Annotated in this window: 20 protein-coding genes and 1 tRNA gene; 10 read left to right on the top strand and 11 right to left on the bottom strand. The window is 72.7% G+C overall.

What is annotated here, in order from left to right; all coding sequences use genetic code 11:
* Positions 1–32: 32 nt before the first annotated feature.
* The 4 genes from mshC to B9W62_RS30815 form a co-directional block, all read right to left on the bottom strand.
* Positions 33–1,262, bottom strand: coding sequence for a cysteine--1-D-myo-inosityl 2-amino-2-deoxy-alpha-D-glucopyranoside ligase (gene mshC, locus B9W62_RS30830; protein WP_087810217.1), 1,230 nt, complete (start codon positions 1,260–1,262; stop codon positions 33–35).
* Between the two features lie 103 nt (positions 1,263–1,365).
* Positions 1,366–2,196, bottom strand: a complete 831-nt coding sequence (locus B9W62_RS30825; RefSeq protein ID WP_179235758.1) for an SCO1664 family protein — start codon at positions 2,194–2,196, stop codon at positions 1,366–1,368.
* On the bottom strand, positions 2,160–2,750 hold the full coding sequence (locus B9W62_RS30820; RefSeq protein WP_003977160.1) for a DUF3090 domain-containing protein: 591 nt from the start codon (positions 2,748–2,750) through the stop codon (positions 2,160–2,162). The genes B9W62_RS30825 and B9W62_RS30820 overlap by 37 nt, the downstream gene beginning before the upstream one ends.
* A gap of 84 nt (positions 2,751–2,834) precedes the next feature.
* Complete coding sequence (locus B9W62_RS30815) at positions 2,835–3,521, bottom strand: histidine phosphatase family protein (RefSeq protein WP_076973595.1); 687 nt, start codon at positions 3,519–3,521, stop codon at positions 2,835–2,837.
* 61 nt (positions 3,522–3,582) lie between these two features.
* Between B9W62_RS30815 and corA the strand changes: the two genes are divergently transcribed.
* Entirely contained in the window at positions 3,583–4,578 is a 996-nt protein-coding gene (gene corA / locus B9W62_RS30810; protein WP_179235757.1) for a magnesium/cobalt transporter CorA, read from the top strand.
* Between the two features lie 16 nt (positions 4,579–4,594).
* Here corA and B9W62_RS30805 read toward each other — a convergent pair whose 3' ends face one another.
* Together B9W62_RS30805 and B9W62_RS30800 are read right to left on the bottom strand one after the other, a co-directional pair.
* On the bottom strand, positions 4,595–5,383 hold the full coding sequence (locus tag B9W62_RS30805; RefSeq protein WP_087810214.1) for a hypothetical protein: 789 nt from the start codon (positions 5,381–5,383) through the stop codon (positions 4,595–4,597).
* A gap of 238 nt (positions 5,384–5,621) precedes the next feature.
* The gene (locus B9W62_RS30800) at positions 5,622–6,677 is read right to left on the bottom strand and encodes an LLM class F420-dependent oxidoreductase (protein ID WP_087810213.1); all 1,056 of its coding nucleotides are present in this window, start codon (positions 6,675–6,677) and stop codon (positions 5,622–5,624) included.
* Between the two features lie 113 nt (positions 6,678–6,790).
* Between B9W62_RS30800 and B9W62_RS30795 the strand changes: the two genes are divergently transcribed.
* Both B9W62_RS30795 and B9W62_RS30790 read left to right on the top strand, forming a co-directional pair.
* Positions 6,791–7,777 (top strand): aldo/keto reductase, encoded by a 987-nt coding sequence (locus tag B9W62_RS30795; protein WP_087812178.1) that lies wholly within the window; start codon positions 6,791–6,793, stop codon positions 7,775–7,777.
* Positions 7,774–9,960, top strand: coding sequence for a helix-hairpin-helix domain-containing protein (locus tag B9W62_RS30790; protein WP_087810212.1), 2,187 nt, complete (start codon positions 7,774–7,776; stop codon positions 9,958–9,960). The genes B9W62_RS30795 and B9W62_RS30790 overlap by 4 nt, the downstream gene beginning before the upstream one ends.
* Before the next feature lie 248 nt (positions 9,961–10,208).
* Here the strand turns inward: B9W62_RS30790 and B9W62_RS30785 are convergent, their stop codons facing one another.
* Entirely contained in the window at positions 10,209–10,964 is a 756-nt protein-coding gene (locus tag B9W62_RS30785) for a hypothetical protein (protein WP_087810211.1), read from the bottom strand.
* Between the two features lie 47 nt (positions 10,965–11,011).
* Between B9W62_RS30785 and B9W62_RS30780 the strand changes: the two genes are divergently transcribed.
* Positions 11,012–11,200 (top strand): DUF5703 family protein, encoded by a 189-nt coding sequence (locus B9W62_RS30780; protein ID WP_003977152.1) that lies wholly within the window; start codon positions 11,012–11,014, stop codon positions 11,198–11,200.
* A 64-nt stretch (positions 11,201–11,264) separates the two neighbouring features.
* On the opposite strand, the gene chpC is transcribed toward B9W62_RS30780, so the two are convergent.
* The 3 genes from chpC to B9W62_RS30765 all read right to left on the bottom strand — a co-directional run bounded on the left by chpC (position 11,265) and on the right by B9W62_RS30765 (position 13,897).
* Entirely contained in the window at positions 11,265–12,020 is a 756-nt protein-coding gene (gene chpC, locus B9W62_RS30775) for an LAXTG-anchored chaplin ChpC (protein ID WP_087810210.1), read from the bottom strand.
* A gap of 178 nt (positions 12,021–12,198) precedes the next feature.
* Entirely contained in the window at positions 12,199–12,432 is a 234-nt protein-coding gene (gene chpH / locus B9W62_RS30770; RefSeq protein WP_003977150.1) for a chaplin ChpH, read from the bottom strand.
* Between the two features lie 133 nt (positions 12,433–12,565).
* Positions 12,566–13,897 (bottom strand): M20/M25/M40 family metallo-hydrolase, encoded by a 1,332-nt coding sequence (locus B9W62_RS30765; protein ID WP_087810209.1) that lies wholly within the window; start codon positions 13,895–13,897, stop codon positions 12,566–12,568.
* A 149-nt stretch (positions 13,898–14,046) separates the two neighbouring features.
* Here B9W62_RS30765 and B9W62_RS30760 point away from each other — a divergent pair.
* Both B9W62_RS30760 and B9W62_RS30755 read left to right on the top strand, forming a co-directional pair.
* Positions 14,047–14,134: transfer RNA gene (locus B9W62_RS30760), tRNA-Leu, on the top strand.
* Between the two features lie 67 nt (positions 14,135–14,201).
* The gene (locus B9W62_RS30755; protein WP_087810208.1) at positions 14,202–14,573 is read left to right on the top strand and encodes a YchJ family protein; all 372 of its coding nucleotides are present in this window, start codon (positions 14,202–14,204) and stop codon (positions 14,571–14,573) included.
* 30 nt (positions 14,574–14,603) lie between these two features.
* Here the strand turns inward: B9W62_RS30755 and B9W62_RS30750 are convergent, their stop codons facing one another.
* A complete protein-coding gene (locus tag B9W62_RS30750) occupies positions 14,604–15,305 on the bottom strand; it encodes a FadR/GntR family transcriptional regulator (RefSeq protein WP_030187728.1) in 702 nt (233 codons plus the stop codon).
* Between the two features lie 137 nt (positions 15,306–15,442).
* Here B9W62_RS30750 and B9W62_RS30745 point away from each other — a divergent pair, with 137 nt between their 5' ends.
* The 4 genes from B9W62_RS30745 (at position 15,443) to B9W62_RS30730 (ending at position 19,332) form a co-directional block, all read left to right on the top strand.
* Positions 15,443–15,970, top strand: coding sequence for a gluconokinase (locus tag B9W62_RS30745; RefSeq protein WP_087810207.1), 528 nt, complete (start codon positions 15,443–15,445; stop codon positions 15,968–15,970).
* Positions 15,971–16,056: 86 nt separating this feature from the next.
* Entirely contained in the window at positions 16,057–17,454 is a 1,398-nt protein-coding gene (locus B9W62_RS30740; protein ID WP_087810206.1) for a GntP family permease, read from the top strand.
* Positions 17,455–17,500: 46 nt separating this feature from the next.
* A complete protein-coding gene (locus B9W62_RS30735) occupies positions 17,501–18,262 on the top strand; it encodes an SDR family oxidoreductase (protein ID WP_087810205.1) in 762 nt (253 codons plus the stop codon).
* A gap of 29 nt (positions 18,263–18,291) precedes the next feature.
* A complete protein-coding gene (locus B9W62_RS30730; RefSeq protein ID WP_179236152.1) occupies positions 18,292–19,332 on the top strand; it encodes an L-idonate 5-dehydrogenase in 1,041 nt (346 codons plus the stop codon).
* Positions 19,333–19,437 lie beyond the last annotated feature (105 nt).

Raw genomic sequence — 19,437 nt, 5'->3', positions numbered from 1 at the left:
GCGGCCCCCGGTTCTTGCGTCGCTGCGCCTGTTTACAGCGCCACGCCCAGCAGGGCGTCCACCGCGCGGGAGACGACGCCCGGGGCGCCGGCGTCCGTGCCGCCGGTCTCCTGCTGGAGGGCGGCCCAGCGGTCGACCGCGGCGAGGGCGGCCGGGGAGTCCAGGTCGTTCGCGAGGGCTTCGCGGATCTGCTCCACCAGGGCCTCGGCGGGCGGGCCGTCGGGGCGGGAGACTGCGGCGCGCCAGCGCTCCAGGCGGGCTAGGGCGTCCTGAAGCACCTGGTCGGTCCACTCCCAGTCGGAGCGGTAGTGGTGGGCGAGCAGCGTGAGCCGGATGGCGGCCGGGTCGACTCCCTCGCGGCGCAGCTGCGACACGAAGACCAGGTTGCCCTTGGACTTGGACATCTTCTCGCCGTCGAGTCCGACCATGCCGGCGTGCACGTACGCCTTGGCCATGGGGAACTCGCCGGTGAGGGCCTGGGCGTGCGAGGCGCCCATCTCGTGGTGCGGGAAGGCGAGGTCGGAGCCGCCGCCCTGCACGTCGAAGCTCATGCCGAGGTGGTCCAGGGCGATGGCGACGCACTCGATGTGCCAGCCGGGCCGGCCGCGGCCGAGCGTGCCGCCGTCCCAGCTGGGCTCGCCCTCGCGGGCGGCCATCCACAGCATCGGGTCGAGCGGGTTCTTCTTGCCCGGCCGGTCCGGGTCGCCGCCCCGCTCCGCGGAGAGCAGCCGCATCGCGGCGGCGTCCAGGTTCGAGACGCTGCCGAAGTGCGGGTCGGTCTCGACGGAGAAGTAGGTGTCGCCCTCCAGCTCGTAGGCGGCGCCGGCGTCGCGCAGCCGCTCGACGAGCGGGACGATGCCGGGTATGGCCTCGACGGCTCCGACGTAGTGCCGCGGGGGGAGCATCCGCAGCGCCGTCATGTCCTCGCGGAAGAGGGCGGTCTCCTGCTCGGCGAGGGCGGTCCAGTCGACCCCGTCGCGCACGGCCCGCTCCAGGAGCGGGTCGTCCACGTCGGTGACGTTCTGGACGTAGTGGACCTGCCGCTTGGTGTCGAGCCACACGCGCTGTACGAGGTCGAACGCGTTGTAGGTCGCCGCGTGCCCCATGTGGGTGGCGTCGTACGGCGTGATGCCGCAGACGTAGATACGGGCGACGGGACCGGGGTCGAGGGTGACGAGGCCGTCGGTCGCGGTGTCGTGGATCCTCAGGTCGCGGCCCTGACCAGGCAGGGCGGGGACCTCGGAAGCGGGCCAGGCATGCATGTCATGAGCCTAACCGGACGGATGTTCCGTACACGAACCGGACCGGGCCGGATGGCCGGTGAGGCGTTCTTGCGCGACACCGGCCGTTGTGCGGCCTGGGTGGCTACACGGGCGGCCAGGGGATGGCCGGCCACTCGCCGCTCGGTTCGGGGTGCTTCCCGGAGTCCAGCAGGGCGTCGACCCGCGCGCGCGTGGCGTCGAGTTCGGCGGGGGTGATGAGCGCGGCGAGCCGGGTCGCCAGGGTGCCGCCGTCCTTCAGTGCCTCTTTGAGGGCGTCGAGGACCGCCAGGGCCTCCGCGGTGAGCGGGTCGCCCGCCCAGCCCCACAGGAGGGTGCGGAGCTTGTTCTCGGCGTTGAAGGTGACGCCGTGGTCGATGCCGTACAGCCGCTCCCCCGCCGCGGGCAGCAGGTGGCCGCCCTTGCGGTCGGCGTTGTTGATCACCGCGTCGAGTACGGCGAGCCGGCGCAGCCGTGCGTCGTCGGCGTGGACGAGCAGCGCGGTGCGGCCCTCGCCGACCTCGGCGAGGGCGATGCCCTTCCAGCCGGGGCCGGGCTCCTCCTCGTCCACCAGGGCGAGCAGTTCCGTCTCCGGCTCGGTCTCGATCCACAGCTGGACCATGCCCTCGCCGTACGGGCCGTCGCGCAGCACGGTGGGCGGGACCAGGCCCCAGCCGGTGGCCTCGGAGACCTCGTAGGCGGCGACCTCGCGCTGGGCGAGGGTGCCGTCGGGGAAGTCCCACAGCGGGCGCTCCCCGGCGACCGGTTTGTAGACGCAGGCCGCCTCGCGTCCCTCGTGCGTCACCGTGCAGTACAGCGCCGCGTTGGACGCGTCACGGATGCGTCCGCGCACGGTCAGTTCGCCCAGGGCGAGCAGTTCGGCCGCCGCCGCGTCGGTGGTCACGCTCCGCGGCGGTATCCGTTCTGGCGCGGACATACGTGTCCTTCCGGGTCGAGCGGGAGGCTGCACAGCGGGCACGGCGGCCGCCCGGCGTTGACGACGTCGAGGGCGCGCTTGGCGAAGGCCCTGGCCTGCGCGCCGGTGAGGCGGACCCGGAGCATGGGCGGGCCGTTCTCCTCGTCCTGGAGGAGCCGTTCCTCGGCCTCCGCCAGGTCCTCCTCGGACTCGGCGTCCAGCTCCACGAGGGCCTGCGCCTCGACGATCATGCGCTGGTCCTCGCCGTCCCAGGCGAGCGCCATGGTGCCGACCCGGAACTCCTCCTCGACGGGGGTGTCCAGCGGCGCGGTGTCGGCGGGCCCGGTGGGCGCGGTGGCGGGGACGACGGTGCTGCCGCCGCTGCGCCGTACGACTTCGTCCAGGAGCTCGTCCATGCGCTCGGCGAGGGCGGCGACCTGGGTCTTCTCCAGGGCCACGCTGGTCACCCGGGAGCCGGCGGAGGCCTGGAGGAAGAACGTACGGCGCCCGGGCAGCCCGACCGTACCGGCCACGAAACGTTCCGGTTGGTCGTAGAGGAACACCTGACGGGACACGTCCTGTCTCCATGGAAGTCGGGGAAGGCGGAAGATCGGATCGGGGTCACTGCCGCGACCGGTTCACCCTACTGCGGCGGACGATCACGGTGCGCCCGCACCACCCCCGACCGGGGCCTCGTCACCGGACGGCTCCTCGCGCGGGGCCAGGGAGGCGAAGTCGCCGGTGTCCCCGAGGCGGACGAGGAAGGGGCGCAGCCGGGTGTAGCGGATCGCGGTGACGGAGCAGGGCTCCACGGAGATCCGCTGGAACAGGTCGAGGTGGAGGCCGAGGGCCTCGGCGACGAGGGACTTGATGATGTCGCCGTGGGAGCACATGAGGTAGACGGCGTCGGGTCCGTGGTCGCGTTCCACGCGCGCGTTCCATTCGCGTACCGCCTCGGCGGCGCGGGTCTGCATGGCGCGCATGGACTCGCCGCCGGGGAAGGCCGCGGCGGAGGGGTGCGCCTGCACCACCTCCATCAGGGGCTCGTCCTTGAGTTCGGCGAGCTTGCGGCCGGACCAGTCGCCGTAGTGGCACTCCCCGATCCGTTCGTCGGTGTGGGCCCGCAGGCCGGGCCGGGCGTCGAGCAGCGGCCGGAGGGTCTCCTGGCAGCGTTGCAGCGGGCTGGTGACGATCTCGGAGAGTGGCAGGCCGGCGAGCCGCCCGGGGAGCGCGGCGGCCTGTGCGGCGCCGCGTTCGTCGAGGGCGACGCCGGGCGTCCAGCCGGCGAGCAGTCCCTCGGTGTTGGCGGTGGAACGTCCGTGCCTAACCAGGATCAGCGTGGGCATGCGGCCAGGGTAGGCGTACGGCGCGGTACAGGGGCGCCGGGGCGAGGGGAGAATGGGTTCGGTGATCGTCAACTGCGCCATTTACCGGGACGGGCACCGCACGGACGGGCCCGAGGACTTCTCCGACGCGCTCGGTGAGGCGCGGCAGGCGGGCGGGTTCGTCTGGATCGGCCTGCACGAGCCGACGGAGAAGGAGTTCGAGCTGGTCAGCCAGGAGTTCGGGCTGCATCCGCTGGCGGTGGAGGACGCCCTCAAGGCGCATCAGCGGCCCAAGCTGGAGGTGTACGACGACTCGCTCTTCGCCGTCCTCAAGCCGGTGGTGTACGAGCCGGACAGCGACGCCGTCTCGACCGGCGAGCTGATGATCTTCCTGGGCGACTCCTTCGCGGTCGTCGTCCGGCACGGCGAGGGCTCGCCGCTGAAGGCCGTACGGCAGCGTCTGGAGCACGAACCGGAACTGCTCGGCAAGGGCCCCACCGCGGTGCTGTACGCGATCGCGGACGCCACCGTGGACCACTACCTGGACGTGGCGGTGGAGCTCCAGACCGACCTGGAGGAGCTGGAGGCCGAGGTCTTCTCGCCGGACGGCGGTGGTACCCGGCACACCGCGTCGCGGATCTACAACTTCAAGCGGCAGGTGCTGGAGTTCCGCCGCGCGACCGGTCCGCTCGCGCCGCCGCTGGCCCGGCTCGCGGGCACGGGGGCGTACGGCGGCGGCGTGCCGTTCGTGAACGACCGGGCACGGCCCTTCTTCCGGGACGTGAGCGACCACCTCACGCGCGTGAACGAGTCGGTGGAGAGCCTGGACCGGCTGGTGTCGGACATCCTGTCGGCGCATCTGGCGCAGACGAGCGTCCGGCAGAACGACGACATGCGGAAGATCTCGGCGTGGGCGGCCATGGCGGCGGTCCCCACGATGATCGCGGGGATCTACGGCATGAACTTCGACCACATGCCGGAGCTGCACTGGGTGTGGGGCTATCCGGCGGTGATCGCGCTGATGGCCGTCCTGGAGGTGCTGTTGTACCGGCAGTTCAAGCGCCGCGGCTGGCTGTAGGGACGGCCGGGTCCGGTCAGGCGATCTCGGGGGCCGCGGTGGCGGGTCCGCCGAGCGCGTCGCGCCGTTCGGGGGCCCGCAGCGTCACCATGCGGCGCCAGCCGGCCAGCCGCTCGGCGGCGTACACCGCGTGGATGCCCGCCGCGAGCAGCGCCGACCTGGCCCGGGACCAGCCGAGGAGGCGCCCCATGCGGGCCATCACGGCGAGGCTGACGTCGCGGTGGACGCGGATCTCGGCGTGCGCGCACTCGCGCAGGGTGCGCCGGATGTACGGGCCGTGCCCGGCGGCGGCGTAGCGCAGCAGTTCCTCGTGGGAGTAGGCGAGGTGGTTGTCCTCGTCGGCCGAGATCATCCGGACCGCCCGGCCCAGGTCGGGGTGGACGGCGAAGTACTTGAGGAGCATCGCCATCTGCTCGGCCGCGCGCTGTTCGGTGACCCTGCTGTGGGCGAGGTAGGTGATGACGTCCCGCACGGTGAGGGGCTGGTCGGCCTTGAGCTTCTCGTGGGCGAGGCCGATGCCGTGCCGCTCCAGGAGCATCGTGTAGTCGGTCTCGGGCGGTACCTCGACGGGTTCGAGGCCGCGCTTCTTCAGCAGGGCGTTGAAGATCCGGCCGTGCTTGTCCTCGTCCGCGCCGTGCCGGGTGATCTTGGGGGCGAGGGCGCGTTCGCTCTCCGGCACCAGCGCCGCGATGCGCGCGTTCTCCCAGCCGCCCTGGGACTCGCCACTGGCCGCGATGGAGCAGAAGAGACGGAACGCCTCGTCGTTGTCGAGGATCTCCTGGAAAAGGCTCTTGGCCGAAAGCATCGGGGGCACCTCTCTGCCGCTGCGTGGTCCGCAGGTTCCGCACACTCCGCGATGCACGAGTCAAGTGCGGGAGAGGGGGCGCGGCAACAGGTGCGGCGCACAACTCCGCCGAAAGAAGGACGGCCGGGGACGCGGGAAGGCGTAACCCCGCGCGCGTGGGCGCGTTGTTCCCCGTGACGGCCGTGGCGGGGAAGACCCCCGAGCCCCCACCACGGCCGCAGAAACTTTCTCCGCGGTACTACGCCAGTCCGGCGCGCTCCAGGGCTTCGGTGCCCGCGCGGAGGGCGGCGAGCCGCTCGTCCAGGGTGAAGCCCGCGGGGGCGAGGGTCAGGGTGGTGACGCCGGCCGCGGCGTAGGCCTTCATCCGGTCGGCGATGCGGTCGACGGAGCCGAGCAGGGTCGTCTGGTCGATCAGCTCGTGCGGTACGGCCTCGGCGGCGCCCTGCTTGTCGCCGGACAGGTACTTGTCCTGGATCTCGGCGGCTTCCCGCTCGTAGCCCATGCGCTGGGCGAGCTGGTTGTAGAAGTTCTGCTTGCGGCTGCCCATGCCGCCGACGTAGAGGGCGGTGTAGGGGCGGAAGGTGTCGGCGAGGGTGGTGACGTCCTTGTCGTCGCCGAGGGCGAGCGGCAGGGTCGGGCAGACGTCGAACCCGTCGAGGGTCTTGCCGGCCTTTTCGCGCCCGGCGCGCAGGTGTTTGACGGCGGTCTCCTCCAGGTGGTCGGCGGAGGGGAAGATGAGCAGGGCGCCGTCGGCGATCTCGCCGGTCTGCTCCAGGTTCTTCGGGCCGATCGCGGCGATGTACAGCGGGATGTGCTCGCGCTGCGGGTGCACGGTCAGCTTGATGGGCTTGCCGGGGCCGCCGGGCAGCGGCAGCGTCCAGTGCCGGCCTTCGTAGGACAGCCGCTCCCGCGTCATCGCCTTGCGCACGATCTCGACGTACTCGCGGGTGCGGGCGAGCGGCTTGTCGAACGTGACGCCGTACCAGCCCTCGGAGACCTGCGGTCCCGACACGCCGAGGCCGAGGCGGAAACGGCCCTTGGACAGGGAGTCCAGGGTGGCGGCGGTCATCGCGGTCATCGCGGGCTGGCGGGCCGGGATCTGGAAGATCGCCGAGCCGACGTCGATGCGCTCGGTCTGGGCGGCGACCCAGGTCAGCACGGTGGCCGCGTCGGAGCCGTAGGCCTCGGCGGCCCAGCACACGGCGTATCCGAGCCGGTCGGCCTCCTGGGCGACGGCCAGATTGTCCGCGTCCATTCCGGCACCCCAGTAGCCGAGGTTGATCCCGAGCTGCATGGCCGATTCCCCTTACCGATCAGTAACGTGGCTGGTGCCCCGACCTTAGCGCGCGGAAATCGGTTGTCCACAGGCCCCCACAGGGCGAGCGGTGGCCAGTAATGTCGGCGTTCATGGAGCAGAGGCATCTCGGCCGCACCGGCCTGCGCGTGTCCCGCATCGGTCTAGGCACCCTGACCTGGGGCCGGGACACGGACGAGCATGACGCCGCGGACCTCTTGAAGACCTTCTGGGAAGCGGGCGGGACGCTCGTCGACACCGCGGACGTGTACGGCGACGGCGAGTCGGAGTATCTGCTCGGCCGCATCATGGAGGGCCTGGTGCCGCGCCGGGACCTGGTGATCTCGACGAAGGCCGGCAGCGTTCCGGATCCCGACCGCCGGTTCGACGGTTCGCGTGCCCATCTGCTCTCCGCGCTGGACGCCTCACTGGCCCGCCTGGGCACGGACCACGTCGACGTGTGGCACCTGCACGCCTTCGACCCGCACACCCCGCTGGAGGAGACGCTGCACGCCCTCGACGTGGCGGTCAGCAGCGGCCGGGCGCGCTACGCGGGGGTCTCCAACTTCTGCGGCTGGCAGCTGGCCAAGGCGGCGACCTGGCAGCTGGCGGCGCCCGGTGTGCGCAACCGGGTGGCGAGCACCCAGATGGAGTACTCGCTGCTCCAGCGGGGCGTCGAGCGGGAGGTGCTGCCGGCCGCCCTGGACCTGGGCATCGGGCTGCTGCCCTCGTCGCCGCTGGGACGCGGGGTGCTCACCGGCAAGTACCGCAAGGACGCCACGCCGCCGGACTCGCGGGGCGCCTCGGACCATCTGGCCCCGTTCGTCGAGCCCTACCTCGACGACACTGCCGGGCACATCGTGGACGCGGTGGCGACGGCGGCGGACGGGCTGGCGGTGACCCCGCTCCAGGTGGCGCTGGCCTGGGTCCGCGACCGGCCCGGGGTGGTCGCCCCGATCATCGGTCCGCGCAACGCGCAGCAGCTCACGGCGGCGCTGTCAGTGGAGACCCTTAGTCTTCCTGACGAGATCTGCCGGGCGCTCGACGACGTGTCGGCGCCCGTGCACCGCTATCCCGATCACGACTGGAGCACGCTGTGAGCACGGAGCCCGAGCCCGCCACCGAGGACGCCACGGACGCCGTGGAGACCGGGCCGGAGACCCCGGGCACCGCGGAGACGGCCGGGGCTTCCTCCGACGCGCGGTCGGACGAGCCCGCCGGGGACGGGGGCGAGTCGGCCGCGCAGGTGTCCGAGGTCGAGGCCGAGCTGGCCGCGCAGCGGATCGAGCGGGAGCGCATCGAGCGGCGGAAGGCCGAGAAGCAGGGGCCGATCGACGCCGGGGGCAAGCTCAGCGGCTCGGCGGCCGACCTGCTCGCCGCCGTACGCGCCGTGGAGAGCGGTGAGAAGCCGGCGGCCACGGTCTTCGGCGCCCCCGAGCCCGCGCGCCGCCCCGCGCCGGAGCCGGTGCGCCCGCCCCGGCCGGCGCCCGCGGAACCCTCCGCCGGGTCCGTGGGACCGGCGCCGGAGACCGTGCAGAGCGTGCGAGGCGTACTGGCGGAGGGCGGCGCCCCCGAAGGGCTCGCGCCGCAGACCGCCGCGCTCCTCGGTGAAGGCGCTCAGGACGCGCTGCGCGCGGACCCCTGGCTGTTGCTCCGGGTCGGCGGGGTGCGGCCGGAGCAGGCCGACGGGTTCGCCCGCGCGCTGCTCGGCGCCGAGTGCGGCCCGGACGACGAGCGGCGCGGCCGTGCCGTGACCGGGTGGCTGCTGGAGCAGGCGGCGCTGGCCGGACACACCGCGCTGGAGCTGCCGCGGCTCACCGCCACGCTGGCCCAGCGGGGCGTGCCGGATCCCGACGCGGCCGTGCAGAGCACGCTCGCCGAGGGCGAGGCACTCGCCTTCCAGGACGCCCTGGAGGAGACCGGCGCCCGCCGGGAGGGCGAGCAGGACGAAGAGGGCGAGGAGGGCGGGGAGCGTCCCGTCCGGGTGCTGATCGGTCTCGAGCGATACGCGCTCGCGGAGGAGAGCCTCGCCGACGGACTGGCCCGGCTGGTCAACTCGGCGCCCAAGCAGGACGGCTCCGCGGCGGACTGGGAGCAGGCTGCTGCCTCCGCGCAGGGCTCGGCGGCCGAGCTGATCCGTGCCGTCGCGGGCCACGGGCTGGTCCTGCACACCGGGGGCGAGGCGTCCCTGGCCGAGCCCGCCGCCCTGCTGCACGCGGCGCACGCCCTGGGCCTGCGGGCCTGGGCCGCCGCGCCCGGCCCGCTCGGCCGGGACCGCTTCGCCGCCCTGCTGGCCGAGCCGCCCTCCTCGGGACCCCAGGCTCCTGCCGCGGTCACCGTGACCGGGCTGCTGACCGGCGTCGAGGGTCCGGGGCGGGACGCCGACGGGGCGCTGGACCTCGATCTGCTCGTGGTGGTCGACGCGCCGCAGCTCGACGTGGAGGCGGGCGCCCTGCTCGCGGAGTCTCTGCCGGACGGGGCCCGGCTGGTGCTGGCCGGGGATCCGGCGGTGCTCTGGTCCGTGGGCCCCGGGCGGGTCTTCGCGGACCTGCTGGCGGCACGGGTCTGCCCCCAGATCGCCTCGCGGCGCCCGGACCCGGGTCCGCTCGGCGAACTGGTCTCCGGCATCGGCATCGGTGAGCTGAGCCAGGTGGAGGCGCCCGGCAAGGAGGTCGTGATCGTGCCGGTGCGGGACGCGGGCGAGGCCGTGCACCGCACCGTCCAGCTCGTGGCGGACTCGGTGCCGCGCGCGATCGGTGTCCCGGCCGAGGAGACACAGGTCATCACGCCGGGCCACGGCGGTGCCGCGGGCACACGCGTGCTCAACGCGGCGCTGAAGGAACGCCTCAACCCCGGCCCCGGGCGCTTCGGCGGTTTCGACCCCGGGGACCGGGTCGTCCACACGCCCGTCCCGGGCCGGGTGCTGCCGGGGCGGGTAATCACGGCCGACGCCGAGGGACTGCACCTGTCGTGCGCGGGCGAGACGGTGATCGTCCCCAGGGACCGGGTGGAGGGCTCGGTGCGGCACGGCTGGGCGCTGACCGCCCACCAGGCGCTGGGCGGCCGCTGGCCCGCGGCGGTCGTGGTGCTGCCCGGCGACGCCGTGCAGGCGCTCAGCCGTCCCTGGATCTACACGGCGTTCGGCCGGGCCGCCCGGCATCTGTCCGTGGTGCACGGCGTGGAGCAGGCCCTCCCCCGCGCGGTGGCCGAGACCCCGGCCAAGCCCCGTACCACCCGCCTGCCGATCCTGCTGGCCCCCCAGATCCCCACCACCACCGACTGACCCCCGGCGCGTGCCCTCTGGGCCACCCAGGGGGTCGACAACACCCGCGCCGACGCCACGCCCGGCGAAGGCCCCCAGGCCCGCCGTACGGGCTCCCCGGGCCCCGGCCGCCACCGGTCACGGGCGCCCGGCCCCGCCACCCGACGCGGGCCCGCCGGGCCGCCCAGGGGGCCGGCAGCGCTCGCGCCGTCATCGGGGCCGGGCGTCCCCGGGTGCCCGGGCCGGGTGGGGCGTGGCGGGGCACGAGGTCAGCGGTCGGCCTCCAGCCGTGTGGGGGCACCGTCCTCGTCGAGGTCCGTGTCGAGGTCCTCTTCCAGCTCCGCGAGGTCGGCCTCGTCGTCCTCGGCGTCATCGCCGTCCTCGGCGTCCTCGTCATCTCCGTCGTCGTCATCGCCGTCGTCGAACTCCTCGTCGAAGACCGCGCTGACGTCGAAGCGGCAGACCACCCGCTCGGGGTCGACCTGTTCGAACGGGTCCTCCAGCCACTCGCCGGGCTCGGCACTCTCGTCCGCGGCCGTCACCCAGAGCGTGGAGTCGCCCTCCTCGAGACCGAACTCCTTGTGCCGGGAGGCGATCTCGTCCGGCTCGAACTCGCCGAAGAGCAGGCCGAGGGCGCCGTGCACCGTGCCCGAGGCCCCGGCGCCCGGTGCGTCCTCGTCCGCCGCCTCGACCCGTCGGGCCTGGGCCATCAGCCGCTGCGGCTCGGCCACGGCGTAGTCGCGGCGGATCAGGACGCTCAGCGCGCTGGGTTCCTCCGGGCCCGTGTACGGCGGCAGCGTGTCCTCGCCGGGGATCTCGAAGGGAGTGACCTCGTCGTACCGGTCGTAGAGCAGTTCGTCGTACGCCTCCGCGGCCGCGGCCAGCTCGTTGAACGCGTCGTAGACGGCCGGGTCTTCCTCTCCCGACCGGCGTTCGACCGCGGCAAGGTGGCGGTCGAGCGCGGTCTTGACCGCCTCGGCGGCGGCGCGTACCTCGGCAGCGGTGGGCTGCGCAGCATCAGACATAGTGCAGACGCTATCCGTACCGGGCCCCAGCCCGCACAATAGATTCGATGCCGGAATACGAATTTGTCGATGTGTACCTACCGCGCGGGGTCACCCGCAAGGAGGCGGCACGTCAGCTGACGGACCATGCCGAGTACGGACACTGGGAGTTGTACCGCCTGACCCTGCTGCGTGACGGCAGCCGCAAGGTGCGGTTGCGGCGGCGGATCATCCGCCAGGTGCGCGCCACCTGGTGAGACGGGCGGAAACGGAGCGGGCCCCGCCGGTGCGGAGCCCGCTGCGTGTGCCGACGCGTCCGTCTCACGCCGAGGCGCGCGCCTTGCGGTAGAGCACCGTGCCCGCGAGCAGCGCGCCCGCGCCCACCGGCAGGGCGAGGCCCAGCGGCAGGTCGCTGCCGGTCTCGGCGAGCGCCGCGTCACCGCGGGGCTGGCCGACGGTCTGGGTGCCGGGCCGGTTGCGGTCCGTGGAGTCGTCCGGCGTCTCGCCGTCCGGGCCGGACGGCTTGTCCGGGGTGTCGGGGTTGCCGGGATTGCCCGGGTTGTGCGGCTCGCCGGGAGGCGTCTCGTGGTCGCCGGGAGGCGTCGAGTGATCCCCGTCACCCCCGTTGTTGCCGCAGTCGTTGCCGGTGGTGGGGTTGAGGGCGCCGACCACGTCGACGCTGTTGCCGCAGACGTTCACCGGCACCTCGATCGGCACCTCGACGTGATTGCCGGAGGCGACACCCGGCGAGTCGGTGGCGTGCCCGTCCGCGTGGGACCCCCCGTGCAACCCGCCCTTGCCGCCGGAGTCGCCGTGTCCGCCGGAGGCGTCGCCGCCCTGGTTGGCGCACGCGTTGCCCATCGCCGGGTTGAGGACGCCGACCACGTCCACCGTGTTGCCGCAGACGTTCACCGGCACGTGCACCGGGGCCTGCACCGTGTTGCCCGACAGCACGCCGGGCGAACCCGAACTCGAGCCGTGCGCACCCGAGTCCGCGTGGGCGGTGCCGCCCGCGGCGGCGATCACGCCGGTGGCCGCCGCCATCGTCATCAGGCCCTTGCGGGTGACCTGTCGCATTTCCTGAATCCCTGCCTTGTCCTGGTCCCGTGGTACCGAGAATGCCGAGCGTGCCGGAATTCCGGCGTCGCCGTCGTCCTCCCGCCTCGAATGTCCCCCGAAAGGCCGTCGGCCCCGGAGCGCATGGCGTGCACTCCGGGGCCGGCGGAATCAGACCCTCACGGGGCGGGGCACAACGTCACTTGTTGATGCAGACGTTGCCGAAGGCGGGGTTCAGCAGGCCGATCACGGAGATCGTGTTGCCGCAGACGTTCACCGGCACGTGCACGGGAACCTGAACGACGTTGCCGGAAAGGACGCCGGGCGAGTGCACGGCGGCACCCTGGGCCCCGGAGTCGGCGACGGCCATGCCCGCGCCCGCGAGAACCAGACCACCGGTGGCAGCCGCGGCGGCGACGACCTTCTTGAGCATTGTTCCTCCTAGTTGGCAAACGCGATCCCAAAATTTGCCGATCGCATCACCTGTAACGAGGAGGGAGTAATGAGGCTACGAGCTTATGAGCGCATTCACTCGCCCCGGTCACTTCCCGTACGCACGGGCGAATTCAGGACGCGTCGATGAAGCGGTCGAGCACCCGCACACCGAACTGGAGTCCCTCCACCGGCACCCGCTCGTCGACGCCGTGGAACATGCCCGCGAAGTCCAGCTCCGGCGGCAGCTTGAGCGGCGCGAAGCCGAAGCCGCGGATGCCGAGTTCGTCGAAGGACTTGGCGTCCGTACCGCCGGAGAGCATGTAGGGGATCGCCTTCGCGGCCGGGTCCTCGGCCACCAGGGCGGACTGCATCGCGTCGACCAGCGCTCCGTCGAAGGTCGTCTCGACGGCCTTGTTGGCGTGCACGTCCTCGCGCCGCACGAGCGGTCCGAGGATCCGGTCGACGTCGGCGAGGAACTCCTCCTCGTACCCGGGCAGGAAGCGGCCGTCGACGTGCGCGGTGGCCTCGCCGGGGATGACGTTGACCTTGTAACCCGCGCCCAGCTGGGTCGGGTTGGCGGTGTTGCTCAGGGTCGCGCCGATGAGCTTGGCGATGCCGCCGAGCTTGGCGATCGTCCCGTCCATGTCCTCCGGGTCCAGCTCGGTGCCGAGCGCGTCGCCCAGTTCGTCGAGGAAGGCCCGGGTGGTCTTGGTGACGCGGACGGGGAACTTGTGGCGGCCGAGGCGTGCGACGGCCTCGGACAGCTCGGTGATGGCGTTGTCGCGGTGGATCATCGACCCGTGCCCGGCGGTGCCGGCCACCGTCAGCTTCATCCAGTGGATGCCCTTCTCGGCCGTCTGGATCAGGTACAGGCGGCGCTGCTCGTTCACGGTGAAGGAGAAGCCGCCCACCTCGCTGATCGCCTCGGTGACGCCCTCGAAGAGGTCGGGGTGGTGGTCGACGAGATGCCGGGCGCCGTAGGTGCCGCCGGCCTCCTCGTCGGCGAGGAACGCGAGCACGATGTCCCGCGGGGGCTTGCGCCCGCTGCGCAGCCGGTCGCGGACGACCGCGAGCGTCATCGCGTCCATGTCCTTCATGTCGACGGCGCCGCGCCCCCACACGCAGCCGTCGGCGACCTCCCCGGAGAAGGGGTGGTGGGTCCAGTCGTCCGCGTTGGCCGGGACGACGTCGGTGTGGCCGTGGATGAGCAGCGCGGGCCGGGACGGGTCCTCGCCCTCGATCCGGGCCACCGTGGAGGCGCGTCCGGGGTGGGACTCGAAGATCCTCGGTTCGAGTCCCACCTCGGCGAGCTTCTCGGCGACGTACTCGGCGGCCTTGCGCTCGCCCGGCCCCGAGTGGTCGCCGTAGTTGCTGGTGTCGATCCGGATCAGTTCGCGGCAGAGGTCGACGACCTCGTCCTCGCCGGTGACGCTCCTGGCCGTGCCCGTGCCCGAGTCGCTCACGTGGTTCCTCCCGCTGTCACTGCTGGTGGGTCCCCCTCATCCTCCTCCCTGGGCCGCCCGGGCCCAAGGAGGGGGTGATCGGCCACCCCCGAAAGCCTGGTAATGTTTACGTCGTCGCCGCGGGGAGAAACCCGCACGACAGACACCTTGTCCGGGTGGCGGAATGGCAGACGCGCTAGCTTGAGGTGCTAGTGCCCTTTATCGGGCGTGGGGGTTCAAGTCCCCCCTCGGACACCAGCTGAGACCCCTGCTGAGCAGGGGTTTTCTGCTTTTCTCCGGCTGCCCTTCCTCTACAGTGGTCGCCATGACCAGCCCTTCCTGCCCCTGCGGGCGGTCCGAGCCGTACGAGAAGTGCTGCGGCCGTTTCCACGCCGGGGCCGCCGCCCCGACCGCCGAGGCCCTCATGCGCTCGCGCTACTGCGCCTTCGTCAAGGGGGACGCGGGCTACCTGCTGCGCACCTGGCACCCCCGCACCCGGCCCGCGCGGCTCGACCTCGACCCGGGCATGCGGTGGACCGGGCTGGAGATCCTGGACACGGCCGACGGCTCCGCCTTCCACGCCACCGGGACCGTGACGTTCCGGGCGTCCTACCGCGGCGGCTCGCTGCACGAGCGGAGCCGCTTCGAGCGCGTGGACGGGGCGTGGGTGTACGTGGACGGGGAGTTCCTCGACTGAGGACATCTCCTCTGACACCACCCCCGGCGTTCAGGGCGCCAGGATGTCCAGCTCCTGGAGCGCGCCCTCGGTGATCTCCCGGGTGAGCCGCTCGGCACGCTCGGCGTCGCGGGCGCGGACCGCCTCGGCGACCTGGACGTGCAGGGTGACGGCGGCCGGATCCGGGTCCTCGAACATCACGTCGTGATGGGTGCGGCCGGCCAGCACCTCGGCGACGACGCCGCCGAGGCGGGCGAACATCTCGTTGCCCGAGGCGGTGAGGATGACGCGGTGGAAGGCCACGTCGTGGAAGAGGTACTCCTCCAGCCGGTGGCCGCGTGAGTTGGCGACCATGCCGAGCGCGCACTCGGTCAGCTCGGCGCACTGCTCCGCCGTGGCGTGCCGTGCGGCCAGGCCCGCCGCGACCGGTTCGACGGCCGACCTCAGCACGGTCAGGGAGCGCAGCTGCCGGGGGCGTTCGGAGCCGGCCAGGCGCCAGCGGATGACCTGCGGGTCGTAGACGTTCCACTCGCACTCGGGCAGGACGGTGACGCCGACGCGGCGGCGCGACTCGACGAGGTGCATGGACTCCAGCACCCGGACCGCCTCCCGCATCACGGAGCGCGACACCTCGAAGCGCTGCGCGAGTTCGTCCGTGCGCAAAACGCTGCCCGCGGGGTATGCGCCCGCTGTGATCGCGGGGCCGAGGGTGTCCAGTACGCGGCCGTGCAGCCCCCGGCCCGGTGTGCTCATGCACTCAGCGTACGGGGCACGTCACCGGAATAAAAAGTCAGACTTATATGTCACAGACTCTTGAAGTCGTCGTACCTAATGAGTTTCAGTTACGTCGACATCAGGTGTCGACGAAGACAGCAGACAGCGAGAGTGCGATGCAGCAACTGCACACCCCCCACGTGGTCGTGGTCATGGGCGTCGCGGGCACCGGGAAGACCACCATCGGTCCCCTGCTCGCGGCCCGGCTCGGCGTCCCCTACGCCGAGGGCGACGACTTCCACCCACCGGCCAACATCGCCAAGATGACGGCCGGCACCCCGCTCACCGACGAGGACCGCTGGCCCTGGCTGGACGCCATCGGCGGCTGGGCGCACGGGCGTGCCGGGCTCGGTGGGGTGGTGAGCAGCTCGGCGCTGAAGCGGTCGTACCGCGACCGGCTGCGGGCCGCCGCTCCCGGTGTCGTCTTCGTGCATCTCACGGGCAGCCGTGAGCTGATCGAGGACCGGATGTCGCACCGGCAGGGCCACTTCATGCCGACGGCCCTGCTCGACTCCCAGTTCGCCACGCTCCAGCCGCTGGAGCCGGACGAGGCGGGAGTCGCGGTGGACGTCGCCGGCGCCCCCGAGGAGATCACCGAACGGGCCGTCACCGCCCTGCGGGATCTCCCCGAGCCCGTCCGGTAACCCCCGCACCCACTCCCCCGGGGTCGTGCCGCCTTCCGCCCGCACGGCCCCGAACTCCCCCATCCCCATCACGCAAGGGAACCACCGTGACCAGACTCAGCGTCGAGATGCTGGCAGCGGACCCCGTCGAGCCGATCACCTCGGCGGGCCACGCCCAGCTGGGCATCGCCGTGCTCCTCGGCATCGCCGTCATCGTCCTGCTCATCACCAAGTTCAAGCTGCACGCCTTCCTGGCGCTGACCATCGGGTCACTGGCGCTCGGCGCGTTCGCCGGTGCGCCGCTGGACAAGGTCATCACCAGCTTCACCGCCGGGCTCGGCTCCACCGTCGCGGGCGTCGGCGTCCTGATCGCCCTCGGCGCCATCCTCGGCAAGATGCTCGCCGACTCCGGTGGCGCCGACCAGATCGTGGACACCATCCTGGCGAAGGCCACGCCCCGCTCGATGCCGTGGACGATGGTGCTGATCGCCTCGGTCATCGGGCTGCCGCTGTTCTTCGAGGTCGGCATCGTGCTGCTGATCCCGGTCGTCCTCATGGTCGCCAAGCGCGGCAACTACTCGCTGATGCGGATCGGCATCCCGGCCCTGGCCGGTCTGTCCGTAATGCACGGTCTGGTCCCGCCGCACCCCGGCCCGCTGGTCGCCATCGACGCGGTGGACGCCAACCTCGGTGTGACCCTGGCGCTGGGCGTGCTGGTCGCGATCCCGACGGTGATCATCGCCGGTCCGGTCTTCTCGAAGTACGCGGCCCGCTGGGTGGACGTCCCGGCCCCCGACCGCATGATCCCGCAGCGCGCCTCCGAGCAGCTGGACAGGCGTCCGAGCTTCGGCGCCACGCTGGCCACGATCCTGCTGCCGGTCGTGCTGATGCTGCTCAAGGCCCTGGTCGACATCATCGTCGACGACCCCGAGAACGTGGTGCAGCGCACCTTCGACGTCATCGGCAACCCGCTGATCGCCCTGCTGGTCTCCGTGCTCGTCGGCATCTTCACGCTGCTGCGGCCCGCCGGGTTCGGCAAGGACCGTCTCTCCGGCCTGGTCGAGAAGGGGCTGGCGCCCATCGCCGGCATCCTCCTGATCGTCGGCGCGGGCGGCGGCTTCAAGCAGACGCTGATCGACTCCGGCGTGGGCCAGATGGTCCTGGACATCTCCAAGGACTGGTCGATCCCGGCGCTGCTGCTCGCCTGGCTGATCGCGGTGGTGATCCGGCTGGCGACCGGTTCGGCGACGGTGGCGACCGTCTCGGCGGCCGGTCTGGTCGCGCCGCTCGCGGCCGACATGTCGACCACGCACGCCGCCCTGCTGGTCCTGGCCATCGGCGCCGGCTCGCTCTTCTTCAGCCACGTCAACGACGCCGGCTTCTGGCTGGTGAAGGAGTACTTCGGGCTGAACGTCGGCCAGACCATCAAGACCTGGTCCGTGATGGAGACGATCATCTCGGTGGTCGCCGGTGGCCTGGTCCTGCTGTTGTCCCTCGTCATATAGCCGCACCAGGCACCGGACACCAGCGAGCAGGAACGGAAGTACGACGATGACGGCGCACCCCCTCTTCGACATCGGCGGCCGCACCGCCCTGGTGACCGGCTCCAGCCGGGGCATCGGGCTGGCGCTGGCCCGGGGCCTCGCGGAGGCCGGCTGCCGGGTGGTCCTGAACGGACGCGACGGCGACCGCCTCGCGAAGGCCGCCGCCGGGCTGCCCGGCGAGGTCCACACGGCGGTGTTCGACGTGACCGACGGCCCGTCCGTGGCCGCCGGGATCGCGCAGGTCGAGGAGCGGGTGGGTCCGCTCGACATCCTGGTCAACAACGCCGGGATGCAGTTGCGGGCGCCCCTGCTGGAGTTCGCGGACGCGGACTGGCACCGCGTCCTGGACACCAATCTCACCAGCGCCTTCCTGGTGGGCCGGGAGGCCGCGCGCCGGATGACGGAACGCGGCCACGGCAAGATCGTGAACATCTGCTCGCTACAGAGCGAGGTGGTCCGCCCGGGCATCGCGCCCTACGCGGCCACCAAGGGCGCGCTGAAGATGCTCACCAAGGGCATGTGCGCCGACTGGGGCCCGTACGGCGTCCAGGTCAACGGGCTCGGTCCCGGCTACATCGAGACCGAGCTGACCCGGCCACTGGTGGAGGACGAGAAGTTCAGCGCCTGGGTGCGCGGCCGCACCCCCGCGGGCCGCTGGGGCCGTACGGAGGACCTGGTGGGCGGGCTGCTGTTCCTCGCCTCGCCCGCCGCGGACTTCGTCGGCGGCCAGATCCTGTACGTCGACGGCGGAATGACGAGCGTCCTGTGAGCGCCGGGGAGGGTGCGGGAGCGGCACTCGTGCCGGGCTGTGTGATCCACGGGGCGGGCGACCTGCGGGTCGAGGACGTGCCCGTCCCCCGCCCGGGGCCGGGTGAGGCGATGGTCGCCGTCCGCTACGGCGGGGTGTGCGGCTCGGACCTGCACTACTGGCGGCACGGCGGGGTCGGCGACTTCCGCCTGCGGGAGCCGATGCTGCTCGGGCACGAGGTGGTCGGGACGGTCGTGGCGTACGGCTCCCCGGACACGCCGGGTCCGGCGGCCGGTACGTCCGTCGCGGTGCACCCGGCGACCCCGTGCGGGGTGTGCCCGGAGTGCGCGGCCGGGCGGCGCAACGTCTGCCGGGACACCCGGTACCTGGGCAGCGCGGCCCGCTTCCCGCACATCCAGGGCGGTTTCGCGGCGCGGATCGTCGTCCCCGCCGGGCAGGTGCGCGCCCTGCCGGCCGGGCTCGGCGCGCGCCGCGCCGCCCTCGCCGAACCGCTGTCCGTCGCGCTGCACGCCGTACGCCGGGCCGGGGACCTGACCGGGCGGCACCTGCTGGTGACCGGGGCCGGGCCGATCGGCTGCCTGGTGGTCGCGGCGGCGAAGGCGGCGGGCGCGGCCCACGTGACGGTGACGGACCTGCTGCCCGCGGCCCTGGAGTACGCGCGGGCCGCCGGCGCCGACACCCTGGTACGGGCGGACGACCCGGACGACTCGGGTTGGCCGGTGGAGGTGGACGCGGCGATCGAGGCCTCCGGGGTGGCCGCGGGTCTCGACACCTGTCTGCGGCGGGTGCGGCGCGGCGGCGTGGTCGTCCAGCTCGGCATGCTGCCCCCGGGACAGAGTCCGTTCGCGGGGAACCTGCTGGTGAGCCGGGAGATCGAGCTGCGCGGGGCGTTCCGCTTCGACGGTGAGTTCGACGACGCTCTGCGTCTGCTGGCGACCGAGCCCGCGTTCGACGCGCTGGTCAGCGCGGTGGTGCCGGTGCGGGACGCGGCCTCCGCGTTCGAACTGGCCGCGGACCGGAGCAGGTCCTGCAAGGTGCTGCTGGACTTCGGCGCGGCCCCGGCCGCCTGAGCCTGCCCGGCAGCAGGCCGTGCCGGGCCGTCCGGGCCTGGGGAGGGGCCGGGAGTCCGCCGTGTGGCGGGCTCCCGGCCCCTCCCCCGTTCCCGGCCCCTCCCC

This window comes from Streptomyces sp. CS113 (assembly GCF_002188365.1).
Lineage (GTDB): Bacteria > Actinomycetota > Actinomycetes > Streptomycetales > Streptomycetaceae > Streptomyces > Streptomyces tendae.
This window is presented reverse-complemented; position numbering and strand designations above follow the sequence as displayed.